This is a genomic window from uncultured Maricaulis sp. (assembly GCF_963976135.1).
Classification (GTDB): domain Bacteria; phylum Pseudomonadota; class Alphaproteobacteria; order Caulobacterales; family Maricaulaceae; genus Maricaulis.
The window spans coordinates 1-13,166 of sequence record NZ_CAXBKN010000019.1; the positions used below are offsets into that span (position 1 = coordinate 1).

7 protein-coding genes are annotated in these 13,166 nt (G+C 63.5%); 1 reads left to right on the top strand and 6 read right to left on the bottom strand.

Going from position 1 to position 13,166, the window contains the following annotated elements:
* Positions 1–48: 48 nt before the first annotated feature.
* The 5 genes from AAC023_RS04170 to mutS all read right to left on the bottom strand — a co-directional run bounded on the left by AAC023_RS04170 (position 49) and on the right by mutS (position 9,197).
* Entirely contained in the window at positions 49–606 is a 558-nt protein-coding gene (locus AAC023_RS04170; RefSeq protein WP_339738431.1) for a copper chaperone PCu(A)C, read from the bottom strand.
* Between the two features lie 80 nt (positions 607–686).
* Positions 687–1,724: a tryptophan--tRNA ligase gene (gene trpS, locus AAC023_RS04175; RefSeq protein WP_339738433.1), complete on the bottom strand. Its 1,038-nt coding sequence runs from the start codon at positions 1,722–1,724 to the stop codon at positions 687–689.
* A gap of 106 nt (positions 1,725–1,830) precedes the next feature.
* Complete coding sequence (gene murJ / locus AAC023_RS04180; protein ID WP_339738435.1) at positions 1,831–3,399, bottom strand: murein biosynthesis integral membrane protein MurJ; 1,569 nt, start codon at positions 3,397–3,399, stop codon at positions 1,831–1,833.
* Between the two features lie 273 nt (positions 3,400–3,672).
* Positions 3,673–6,480, bottom strand: a complete 2,808-nt coding sequence (gene glnD / locus AAC023_RS04185; RefSeq protein WP_339738437.1) for a [protein-PII] uridylyltransferase — start codon at positions 6,478–6,480, stop codon at positions 3,673–3,675.
* A gap of 35 nt (positions 6,481–6,515) precedes the next feature.
* Positions 6,516–9,197: a DNA mismatch repair protein MutS gene (gene mutS, locus AAC023_RS04190; protein ID WP_339738439.1), complete on the bottom strand. Its 2,682-nt coding sequence runs from the start codon at positions 9,195–9,197 to the stop codon at positions 6,516–6,518.
* Between the two features lie 109 nt (positions 9,198–9,306).
* Here mutS and AAC023_RS04195 point away from each other — a divergent pair, with 109 nt between their 5' ends.
* On the top strand, positions 9,307–11,589 hold the full coding sequence (locus AAC023_RS04195) for an NADP-dependent malic enzyme (protein ID WP_339738441.1): 2,283 nt from the start codon (positions 9,307–9,309) through the stop codon (positions 11,587–11,589).
* 236 nt (positions 11,590–11,825) lie between these two features.
* On the opposite strand, the gene AAC023_RS04200 is transcribed toward AAC023_RS04195, so the two are convergent.
* Positions 11,826–13,163, bottom strand: coding sequence for an MFS transporter (locus AAC023_RS04200; RefSeq protein ID WP_339738443.1), 1,338 nt, complete (start codon positions 13,161–13,163; stop codon positions 11,826–11,828).
* Between the last annotated feature and the right edge of the window lie 3 nt (positions 13,164–13,166).

Below are 13,166 nucleotides of genomic sequence, written 5' to 3' on the forward strand. Positions count from 1 at the left end.
CGCGCTCGCCTCAGCCCGCATTTGGATGCGCGCTATTGAGTCCACGCCCTAGTCGAGCCCGCTCGCGGGCGCCGTCGAGCGCACGTCAAATGCGACCGGCAGCTCGCCCGCGCGTTCGAACACCAGCACACCGGTGACGCGCTCGCCCTCGGCCACAGGCGCAAGCCCGAACACCATGAGATGATGGCCGCCCGGCGCGAAGTGCAGCGGGCCGGCCGCCATAATTTCCTGCGGACCGATCGGGCGCATCTGCATCATGCCGGTATCAGGATCCATGGTGTGGCCATGCAGTTCGACCCTGTCAGCACCATCAATCCGGGCCGAGACCAGCCGGTCAGCAGTGCCCGCATCCAGCGTGGCCGCGAAATAGGCAGCAGTCACGTCACGGCCCTGCGGGTGTGGCCGCATCCAGGCGTCGCGGACATTGATCACCGGTGCAACACCATCATCGGGCAGGGGCGCCATCGCTGCAGAGGCCTCGGGCGCGGCCGGCGCCATTTCGGACATGGCATGGCCGCCATCATGGCTGACAGCGACGTCTTCCGACCCGCCGCCACAGGCGGCCAGGAACGCGGCCGCAGCCACACTCAGGGATAATCTCAACATCACGCGTCTCCAGATTTCGCCTGTCCAGTTAGCCCGGAGCCGCTGCCCTGTCAGTGCGGCCAACTGTCCCGGACCGGACGCTAGCTCCAATACCCGATGATTTGCTTGGCTTGCTTGAGCACGGGCGCCGCCACGGCACGCGCCCGCTCTGCCCCGTCGGTGAGAATCCGGTCGATCTCGGCGCGATCCGCCACCAGGCGACGGAACTCATCGGAAATCGGCGCGAGATACTCGACGGCGACATCAGCCAGCGCCGGCTTGAACACGCCGAAGCCCTGGCCGGCAAATTCGGCCAGCACATCAGCCTTGGTGCGGCCCGTCAGGGCCGCATAAATCCCGACCAGATTGGTCGCTTCGGGACGCGCATTGAGCGCCTCAAGCGTATCGGGCAGCGGTTCCGGATCGGTCTTGGCCTTGCGGATCTTCTTCGCGATCGTGTCGGCATCATCATGCAGATTGATGCGCGAATTGTCGGACACATCCGACTTTGACATTTTCGACAGACCGTCACGCAGGCTCATGATCCGCGCGCCGGGCCCCTGGATCACCGGTTCGGTAATCGGGAAGATCATCTCGCCCTCACCATAGTCCCGGTTGAAACGGGCGGCGACGTCGCGGCACAATTCGAGATGCTGTTTCTGATCGTCACCGACCGGTACATGGGTCGCCTTGTAGACCAGGATGTCGGCCGCCATCAGGACCGGGTAGGTGAACAGGCCAACGGAGGCGCGCTCCTTGTCCTTGCCGGCCTTGTCCTTGAACTGGGTCATGCGCTCGGCCCAACCCATGCGGGCGACGCAGTTGAAAATCCACGCCAGTTCAGCATGTTCGGGAACCGCCGATTGTGCGAAGAGCGCGCTCTTGGCCGGATCAACACCGGCGGCAATATAGGCCGCAGCGGCCGCGCGGACCGCGCCGGGCAGCGCCTTGGGGTCATGCGGCATGGTGATCGCGTGCATGTCGACGACGCAATAAAAGCACTCGAAGCTACCCTCATCCTGCAAGGCGACCCAATTCTTGAGCGCCCCGAGATAATTGCCCAGATGCAGCTGACCTGTCGGCTGCATGCCGGAAAAGATGCGCTTGGGGCCGTTATATTCGGTCGGATTGTCACTCATGGGATGCCTCGGGTGGAATGAGGGTGAAAGAAGGCTGTGGTCTTAGCGAGCGCAGCGGCGGCGCTCAAGGCCTCTGCCCTGGCTCAAGCCAGTAGGCGGCCGCTGTCTAGCGACGGCCCAGGGCATCCATCACCTCCGACGGACGCAAGGCTCCGGTGACAATACTGGCCAGACCGAAGACCACGAGGCCCGCTCCACTCACAAGCACGAGTGCCAGGAGCTGACTGCCAAAGGCGAGGCTGATGACAAGATCAGCCTGGGATACTGCCAATGCCAGGGCGATCCCCATGACCGCCGATGCCAGCAGAACCCGCACAATGCGGGATTTCAGACGGTCATCAATATTCAGCCCGGCACGACGTCTGAGCGTGACGATTAGCATGACCGCATTGATCCAGCCGGCCAGGCTCGTCGCTGCCGCCAGCCCGGCATGGCCATATTCGGGAAATTGTTGGCGAATCAGGAAAAACAGCGCCAGTCCGGCGACAATGTTCACAATCATCGACAGCCCGGCGAATTGCATCGGCGTCTTGGTATCCTGACGGGCAAAGAAGCCGGGCGAAATCACCTTGATCAGCACGAAGGCCGGCAGACCGACAGCGAAAGCCTGGACCGCCAGCGCCGTTTCCCGTGCGGTCTGGAGGGTGAAACTCCCACGCATGAACAGGCCTTCGACCAGGAAATTGGGCATCACGATCATCGCCACCGCGGCCGGCACGGTCAGCGCCATCGACATTTCCAGCGCCCGGTTCATGGCATTGCGCGCGCCGTCCTGGTCGTCCGCGCGAAGGCGGCGGGACAGGGTCGGGAGCAGCGCCACACCCATCGCAATCCCGACAACACCCAGCGGGAGCTGATACAGCCGGTCGGCATAATAGAGCAGCGCCACCGCGCCATCCTGCAGCGACGCGATCTGTTGGCTGACCACAATATTGATCTGGGTAATTCCGGCCGCAAAAGAGCCGGGAACGCCCAGCGCGATAAGCCGTCTCACATCGGGCGTCAGGCGCGGCAGGGCGAGGCCGAAGCGGATCCCCAGCCGGCGGCAGCCCCAGAACAGAAATCCGGCCTGCAGGATGCCGGACAGCGTCACGCCGATGCTCAGACGCAGCCCGGAGATATCCGGGCTGTCCGGAGCTGTTGCCAGAATGGAGATCAGGACGAGATTGAGAATGATCGGCGCAGCGGCGGCAACCGCAAACCGGTTGTGCGAGTTGAGCACGCCGCCCAGCATCGCCGAGAGCGACATCAGCAGAATATAGGGCATGGTGATCTGCGTGAAGAGCACCGCCAATTCATATCGGTGGTCCAGTCCACCGATCGCGAATCCCGGCACGATCAGCATCATCAGCCATGGCATCACCAGCTGGGCGAGCACCACAAAAATGGCCAGGGCCATGATCAGGACTGACAAAACCTGTTTCAGGAACAGGCGCGCCACGACCTCGCCATCAGCCTCAACCCGGCCGGCATAAAGGGGTATGAAGGCCGCATTGAAAGCACCCTCGGCAAACAGACGGCGAAACAGATTGGGAAACCGCAGGGCGACGACAAAGGCCTCGGCGACCGGTCCCGTGCCCAGGGCGGCAGCCAGCATCATGTCGCGAACGAAGCCCAGCACGCGGCTGACCATGGTAAAAGCGCCAACCACTGCCGACGATCGCAAGAGACGCATCAAACCCTCCACAGGCAGAGCCGCTGGCTATACCGAACAAGCTTTCATTAAGAATATCAACACTGCGAACCATCTTGGCGGTCACGCCCTCTCGGCGTGTCCATCGGGCGTTGGCCGGCCAGGCATCAGGCTATTGTTATATATAATACAAATAGATATTAATGATTTGCCCGATGGCCGCTCGCTCAGGCCCCACCCTTGAAATAGCCGGCCTCATGGCAAGCCCTGTGCGCCGGCCAGCCGTCCCGGTGAGCGAACCTCATCGGTGACGACCTACCTCAAAACACTGGCTCGGGCGCGGGCGATGCCCCTTTCGGCGGCCTTCTCATCGAGCGCTGTCTCGCTCTCGCTCAGAACCGCGATCAGGCCGGCATGGAGACGTTCAATCACCGACGCATCTTCCAGCTTGTGGCCCATATGTGTGACGTAAAACACATCCGTGGCGCGCTCGCCATAGCCATCAATCTGGGCGGAAGTCAGTGACAGGTTTTCATCAGCGATGGCGTCGGCCAGATCTGCCAGCAGGCTTGGCCGGTCACGGCCCGAGGCCTCGATCACCGTTGCGTGCTCGGCCAATTCATTGGAAATGCTGACATGCGGCTCGACCCGGAAAGCCGCGTCGCGATGCTTCATTGGCATGATGCGTCGGCGCCGCACCGGGAATTCGCCTGTTGCAACAACCCGCAGATAGGCAACCAGCGCATCGCGCTGCGGCGTATCATGATGACCATAAGGCTGGCCGGCCGCATCCTGAATGTGAAAAATATCAAACACATGCCCGGAATTCGTGGTGTTGATCGTCGCGCCGACAACATCCGCACCCATATCGGCCAGGGCAGCCGCCATATCGGCGAAGACGCGCTCACGATCCGGCGACCAGATCATGACTTCCGTCGCCGCCCGACGCCGGTCGACCCGGACTGCGGCGGCCGATGCGCGGCCCGTCTCGAACACATGCCGGGCGAAGGCCGCATGCCGGAAGCGGTCCTCTTCCGAGAATGAAACCCAATAGGCATCATTCAATTCCGCTGCCCACCACTCAGCAAAATCCGGATTGATCCGCGCCAGCCGCGGCAGCGCCTTGTCGCGTGTCGCCCGAGCCTTGTCGGCCAGGGTTTCGCGCGCGCGCTCAAGCCCGGCACCCTCGCCTTTGAGCACCTGCTCGGTCGCTGCGTACAGATCGCGGATCAACTGGCCTTTCCAGCCATTCCAAACACCCGGTCCGACGGCGCGGATATCAACCACGGTCAGCACAGTGAGGAGGCGCAGGCGTTCCACTGTCCCCACCGCCGCAGCAAAATCGGCCACGGTCTGGGGATCGCTGAGATCGCGGCGCTGGGCAGTATCGCTGAGCAGAAGGTGAGTCTGGATCAACCAGGCGACCAGCTCGGTCTCCGTCTCGTCGAGGCCAAGCCGTTTGCAGGCGGTACGCGCACGGATCGCGCCCTCAATGCATTGATCGCCTGACCCCTTGCCGGTGTCGTGAAGCAGGACCGCCAGGTGCAGGGCGCGCCGCCGCTTGATCAGCGGCATGATCCGGGTCGTCAATGGGTGATCGAGCGGGTGCTGGCCATCCTCGATCTCGCGCAATATCCCCAGCGCCTGCAGGGTGTGCTCATCGACCGTGTAATGGTGGTACATATTGAACTGGGTGCGCGCGACGATATCACCGAATTCCGGAATATAGCGACCAAGCAGGCCCGCCTCGGTCATCAGTCGCAGGACCGGCATCGGAGCCGGCGAATCCAGCAAGACCGCGAAGAAGGCACGGGCTGCGCGCGGATCCTCGCGGAATTTCTCGTCGACATGGTGCAGCGTCCGTCCGATCCGCGCCACCGCCTCGGGGTGCAGGTCCAGCCGCCGCGAAGAGGCAACATGGAAGAAGCGGATCAGGCAGACCGGATCGTCCGCGATCTGGGTCGGATTGGCGAAATCGAGCCGGCCATCGCGCAGCACGAATTTGCCCAGATCCGGATTCTCCTCCGGATCCTGGCCGGGCAGAAAGCGCGCCAGGCCACGCGGCTTCGATTTCCAGGCATCGGATTCCAGCTTGGCGCAAACCAGACGCGTCAACGCCCCGACATCCATCGCCGCGCGGAAATAGGCGCGCATGAAGCGCTCGACGGCGCTTTCATCCTCGCCATCCTCAAACCCCATCCGGGCTGCGATTTCCGGCTGCAGGTCGAAGGTCAGCCTTTCATCCTTTCCGCCGGACAGGGCGTGAAGGTGGAAACGGATCGTCCACAACAGATCATCAGCAGCGACGTATTTGACGACATCATCGACCGAAAGCAGGCGGCTTCCGACCCAGCGTTCGAACGCATCGGCGCCGTAGAGAAATTGCGCCAGCCAGCGCATCAGCTGCAGATCGCGCAGGGCGCCCTTGCCCGATTTTATATTCGGCTCAACCGTATAGCGCGACCGGCCGGCCTTCTCGATCCGCGCATCGCGCTCGCGCAACTTGGCTTCAACGAAGCCAGTCTTGTCGCCCGCGATGACCTCTTCGCGAAAACGGCTGGCGAGCGCAATAGCCTGCGCCTCATCACCGGCGAGATAGCGCAGGCTCAGCAATGCCGTCCGTTCGGAGGCATTTTCACGGGTGATTTCCAGGGTTTCATCGATCGTACGGCAGGCACCACCGCCGACATCGATCTTGATATCCCACAGGGCATAGAGCACACGCTGGAGAAAGGCATCGGTCGCAGCATCACCATCATCCGGCTTGATCAGAAGCAGATCGACATCGGAAAATGGCGCCAGTTCGCCAGCCCCGAAACCGCCGAGAGCGCAAAGCGAGACGCCGCGTGAGCCTTCCAGATCGCCCGCAGCCATGGAGTCAAACAAGGCATGCAGGCTGACACTCATCCCGTCGCTCAATGCCTGGGCCGCCAGCGCGCCGCCGCCGCTTTTCGACAGGCAGTCGACCGCCTGGTCGCGAAAGCGGTCAAGTGCCGCCCGGACATGGCCCAGCGCCGTTGCCCTCGCCGCCGGGGAATCCCAGCCCTGTTTGGCGATAGCCGCCGCCAGCTGGGCGCGCAGCGTCAAGGCATTCAGCGAAGCGGGCAGGGCCGGGTGGGTCATCTGGATCTCAGCCTAATGCAAGGGGCAGCACAGCGTCACTCATTCTTCATCAGCGCCTTGAGCTGATAGAGGATATCGAGCGCCTCGCGCGGTGCCAGCCCGTCGGGTTCAACATCGGACAATCGCAATTCGACCGCCGATTGCCGTGACTCGACAACCGGTTCGGAAAGCGCGAACAGGGGCAGGTCGGCGAGCGCCGCTGCCGGTGCGCCCTCCGATTCCAGCCGCGACAAGATCGTCTTCGCCCGCCGGATCGCCACCGGTGGCAGGCCGGCGCGGCGCGCAACCTCGATACCGTAGGAGCGATCCGCGGCGCCCGGCCCGACCTCGTGCAGGAAGACCAGCTCGCCCTTCCACTCGCGCGCCTTGAGCGAGCAATTGCCCGCCGCATCGAGATCATCGGCCAGTCGGGTAAGTTCATGATAATGTGTGGCGAACAAGGCGCGGCACTGATTGATACCGTGCAGGTGTTCCGCCGCCGCCCAGGCAATGGAGAGCCCGTCAAAGGTCGCCGTTCCACGGCCAATCTCGTCGAGAATGACGAAGCTGCGGCCCGTCGCCTGGTTGAGGATCGCCGAAGCCTCAATCATTTCAGCCATGAAAGTCGAGCGCCCGCGCGCCAGATCATCAGCGGCACCAACGCGCGAATATAATCGGTCGGCAATGCCGATCCGGGCCGACCGTGCGGGCACGAAACAGCCCGCCTGCGCCAGCATCAGGATCAGCGCATTCTGCCGCAAATACGTGGACTTACCGGCCATGTTCGGGCCGGTGACGAAGATCAGGCGCGCCGCCGCTGCACCGGCGCCGTCGAGCATGCAGTCATTGGGCGTAAAACGGCCCTCACCCGTGCGCTGCAGGGCGCGTTCGACGACCGGGTGACGGCCGCCGGAGACGGCAAAGACCGAACTGTCCTCGACCACCGGACGGCAGGCCTCGGTTTCGATCGCCCATTCGGCCAGACCAGCCGCGACATCGAGCTCGGCCAGGGCGCGGGCGGACTGGCGGACGAGATCAGCCAGAGCTTCGATCCGCCCGCAAAGCCCTTGAAAAACCTCAACTTCCATCGCCAGAGCCCGCTCGCCGGCGCTGGAAATGCGGGATTCCAGATCGGCCAGTTCGACCGTCGAGAAACGCACCACATTCGCCATCGTCTGGCGGTGGATGAAATCCTCGCGGCCCATCAGCGCATCGGCGTGTTTTGCTGTTACTTCAGCGAAATAGCCCAGCACGTTATTATGACGTATTTTCAAGCCCGTAACGCCGGTCGCCTCGGCATAGGTCTGCTGCAGGCCGGCGACGATCCGGCGCGAGGCGTCGCGCAGTTTGCGGGTTTCGTCGAGCTCGGGCCGCCAATCGGGCGCGACGAATCCGCCATCGCGCGCCAGCAAGGGTGGCTCATCGAGGATAGCGCGCTCCAGATCGCCAACCAGGGCCGACAATTCCGGCTTGTCGGCGAGGGATAGCGCGGCCAGGTTGGCCGCCACCATGGGCGGCGGGGTGGTGAGCGGTGCATCGAGAATGCGGGTCGCGAGCGCCTCGCCTTCGGCCAGGGCTGCCGCCAGGGCCTTGAGATCACGCGGTCCACCGCGCCCGAGCAGCAGACGCGACAGGGCGCGTTCCGGATCACCGGCCGATTTCAGACGCTCGCGCGTGTCGCGCCGCAATTCCGAGGACGTCTCGAAAAAACTTATCGCATCAAGGCGTTGTTCGATCTGCACGACATCGGTCAGCGGCCGCGCCAGGCGTTCGGCGAGGCATCTCGCGCCCGGTGCTGTGACGGTGCGATCAATCGCGTCGAGCAGGGAGCCGGCGCGATTGCCGCTCAGCGTTCGGTCAATTTCGAGGCTGGCGCGGGTCGCCGGATCGACGGCGAGGACGCTGCCTTCAGCGATCTGGCGTGGTGGGGCAAGCTTGGCCGGCGCTCCGGCTTGCGACAGGGCGAGATAATCAAGCAATGCGCCGAGAGCTGACCGTTCAGCACGCGTAAACTCGCCGTAAGCCGTCAGTTCATGTACCGCAAAGTGCGCTTTGAGTTGCCGTTCGGCAGAGGCAGCGTCGAATTTGGCGCGGGCGAGCGGGGTGACCGTCGCGCGCGGTGCCAGTTCGCCGCCTTCCTTGAACCGGGTTTCCTCGACCAGAAGCTCGACCGGATTCATCGCCGCGAGTTCGGCGCCGAGATTTTCGGCTGCCACCAGCATGACCGCAAACTCACCCGTCGAGACCTCGGCCCAGGCAATCGCGCATTCACCGCTGGCCAGACGGGCCAGCGCTGCGATGCGGTTGGCACGGCGCGGGTCGAGCAGGGTGTCCTCGGTCAGCGTGCCGGGAGTGACGATGCGGCGGATGGCGCGATTGACGACGGATTTGGAACCACGCGCCTTGGCGGCCTTGGGATCCTCGGTCTGTTCACCGACCGCGACCTTGAATCCGGCCTTGATCAGGCGTGCCAGATAGGCCTCGGATGCAGCGGCGGGAACGCCGCACATCTGGATCGGCTCGCCCTGGTGTTCGCCGCGCTTGGTCAGGGCAATATCGAGTGCGGCGGAAGCGCGCACGGCATCGTCGAAGAAGAGTTCGTAGAAGTCGCCCATGCGGTAAAACAACAGCGCATCACCCGGCGCCTGGGCACGCAGGGCGAGGTATTGCGCCATCATCGGCGTGGCGCCTTCCGGGTCCGGAAATTGCCGGTCGGCCGGAACCGGCATTTGTGTCATCGCATTCATCGAGGCGGTCCGTGACGAGGTTTCGTCTTGCGTGCAAGGGGGCGAAGCGGCTAGAGGCCTAGTTCTATGGGAAAATCCCGCGCGGGCAAGGATGGCAGTGATGAGCGACAGAATCAGCAAGGTTGATGACGAAGAAGCCCTGGCCTTTCACCGCGACCCGACCCCCGGCAAAATCGCCATGGCCGCCACCAAGCCCATGGCCACCCAGCGCGACCTCTCCCTCGCCTACAGTCCCGGCGTTGCCGCCCCGGTCAAGGCGATCGCCGCCGATCCGGACAAGGTTTATGACTATACGTCCAAGGGCAATATGGTCGCCGTCATCTCCAACGGCACGGCCATTCTCGGCCTCGGCAATCTCGGCGCCATGGCCTCCAAGCCCGTGATGGAAGGCAAGGCCGTCCTGTTCAAGCGCTTCGCCGATATCGATGCCATCGATATCGAGGTCGAGGAGGAAGACGGCGAGGCCTTCATCGAATGCGTGCGCCGTTTCGGCAATACATTCGGCGGCATCAATCTGGAAGACATCAAGGCGCCGGAAAGCTTCATCATCGAGCAGCGGCTGCGTGAATTGCTCGATATCCCCGTCTTCCATGACGACCAGCACGGCACCGCCATCATTTCCGCCGCCGGCATCATCAATGCCTGCGAGATCACCGGCCGCCGCATGGCCGACCTGAAAGTCGTGGTCAATGGCGCCGGGGCCGCCGGGATTGCGGTGCTGGAATTGCTCAAGGCGATGGGTGTCGATGCCAATAATGCCGTCCTGTGTGACAGCAAGGGTATCATCCATACCGGCCGCGACGACCTCAATCAGTGGAAGGCCGCCCATGCGGTCGAGACCGACAAGCGCTCCCTCGCCGAAGCGCTCGATGGCGCCGATTGCGTGCTCGGCCTGTCGGTGGCGGGCGCCTTTACCGGCGAAATGATCAAGTCGATGGCCGATAACCCGATCATTTTCGCCATGGCCAATCCGGACCCGGAAATCTCGCCGGAAGAGGTCGAGGCCGTGCGCGACGACGCCATCATGGCGACAGGCCGGTCGGACTATCCCAACCAGGTCAATAATGTCCTCGGCTTTCCCTATATTTTCCGCGGTGCCCTCGATGTCCGCGCCCGCACCATCAATGAGGAAATGAAGATCGCCGCCGCCCATGCGCTCGCCGCCCTGGCCAAGGAGGATGTGCCCGACGAGGTCGCCGCCGCCTATCATGGCGCCCGCCCGAAATTCGGCCGCGGCTATATCATCCCCTCACCGTTTGATCCGCGCCTGATTTCCTATGTCCCGCCCTATGTCGCCCAGGCGGCGATGGATAGCGGTGTCGCGCGCAAGCCGATTGCCGACATGTCCGCCTACCGCCATTCGCTGGCCCGCCGGCTCGATCCGACCGCCGCCCTGCTGCAGCGCATCCAGGGCGCGGTGATGGGCCAGGGCCGCCGCATCGTCTTCGCCGAGGGCGAGGAACCGGCCGTGATCCGCGCCGCCTATGCCTTCCAGAGCCAGGAGCTCGGCAAGGCCATACTGGTCGGCCGCGAGGATATTACCCGCGCCAATATGCGCCTGGTCGGGGTGCCGGAGGATGCGATCACCATCGTCAATGCCGCGCTTTCGGAACGCAATTCCGATTATGCCGACTTCCTCTATAAACGCCTGCAACGACAGGGCTATCTGCGCCGCGACGTGCAGCGCCTGGTCAATAATGACCGCAATGTCTTCTCCGCCTGCATGGTCAAGCTGGGCGATGCCGACGGTATCGTCACCGGCACGACGCGCAGCTATGACGCCGCCCTGCGCGATGTGAAACTGGTGATTGATGCCGCGCCCGGCCAGCGCGTGATCGGCATGTCAGTCGCGCTGGCGAAGAACCGCACCCTCTTCATCGCCGACACCAATGTCACCGAATTCCCCGATAGCGACGCCCTCGCCGATATCGCCATCGAGGCGGCGGCAGCGGCAAAGGGCTTTGGCTTCACCCCGCGCGTGGCCTTCCTGTCCTATTCGACCTTCGGCAATCCGGCCGGCGAACGTTCGGAAAAACTCCAGGAAGCTGTCGACACGCTGGACAGGCTCGGCGTCGATTTCGAATACGAGGGCGAGATGAATGTCGACGTCGCCCTCGACCCCTCACACCGCTTCCTCTACCCCTTCTCGCGCCTGTCCGGCCCGGCCAATGTCCTGGTCATGCCGGCCATCCACTCCGCCTCGATCGCCACCAAACTCCTGCGCGTCGGCGGCGGCGCCACCGTGATCGGGCCAATGCTGCTCGGCTTCGAACTCCCGGTCCAGATCGCACGCCTGGGCGCTTCGGTGAGCGAGATCACGACGCTGGCGGCGCTGGCGGCCTATGATCCGGAGAAGCATGAAGTCGGGGTGATGGGGGAATAGGGGCCACCGCCAACAACACCCCTTGTCATCCCTGACGGATGCCCGGACGCGTAGCGATCCGGGCGCAGATCAGGGACCCAGACGCCCGGCGGCTGGTGACTGGGGTGCCGTGATGGCCGTTTCGATTCAACGGGTTATGCGTTGGCGGGTCTGGGTCCCTGATCTGCGCCCCGCAGACGCGGGGCATCCGTCAGGGATGACAAACCTTTGGAAATCAAGAGGGTTGAGAGAAGCTCTTACGCCGCCTCATCCGCCTTGCCGTCATAGCGCACCAGCCCCTTCGCCGCCGGCGAGCCCTTCATCATGATGAACATCACCAGCGCCGCGGCCGGCAGGGCATAGCCCGCTGTCAGCAGGAAGAAATTCACATAGCCGATCGCATCGGCCATCACGCCGGAGAAGCCGGCGACGAATTTATTGATCAGGGCGTAGAGCGATGAGAGGAGGGCGTATTGGGTGGCGGCGTTGATCGGGTCGGTCAGTGAGGAGAGATAGGCGATAAAGACAGTGCCGACGAAGCCGGCAGCGATATTGTCGCCGCTGATCACCAGGCCGAGCAGGCCGATACTGTCGGGCGTGCCGGTTGCGGCCAGCCAGGCATAGGCGCCATTGGTGGCGAAGGTGATAAAGGCGCCGATCAGCATCGCCCGCAGCACGCCGAATTTATAGGCGATCAGCCCGCCGAGAAAACCGCCGGCAATGGTGGCGATAAGGCCCGGTCCGCTCTGGATACCGCCGACAATGGCGCGGTCGAAACCGATATCGGAATAGAGCGGGCTGGCCATTACGCCCATGGTGAAATCGCTCAGGCGGTAGAAGGCGACCAGCAGGAAGACCGGTACGATCCAGGCGCCCAGACGGGTGGCAAACTGTTTGAAGGGCTCAATGATGGCATCGGCGACACGGCGGCCGAAACTGCCGGCGGTTTGCAGGCGCACGCTGTGCAGCGGCTCCTTCATCACCAGCACCAGCAGACCGCAAATCCCCATCGTCAGCGCCATGACGCAAAAGGAAACGGTCCAGTTGGTCCAGGAGGAGAGCGCCAGGCCGAAACCGGAGAAGAAAATCGCGCCGCGATAGCCGAGCACATAGGCGGCGGCCATATTGGCCTGTTCCTCGCGTGGCCCGGATTCAATGCGCCAGGCATCGATCGAGATATCCAGCGTCGCGCCGGAATAGGAGAGGATGAAAGCGCCCGCCAGGGTCAGCCACAGGCCTTGCGAGGGGTCGGAGAAGGCGATGATGATCAGGCCGGTCATCGTGCCCAGGATCGCCACCATCATCCAGGAGCGGCGTTTGCCCAGGGCCGCTGTGAGGAGGGGAATGGAGAGGCGGTCGACCATCGGCGCCCAAAGCGGTTTGAGCGTGTAGGAGATGGTGATCCAGTAGAAGAAACCGATGGTGGAGCGTTCAATCCCGACATCGCGCAGCCAGTAGGACAGTTTGGAAAACACCATCATCAGCGGCAGGCCGGAGGCGAAGCCCAGGATCAGCATCGCCAGCATGATGGGGCGGCCATAGACCGCAATCGCTTGCCGCCAGGACGTCTTGCGCTCGATGTCTGCCTGCGTCATGTC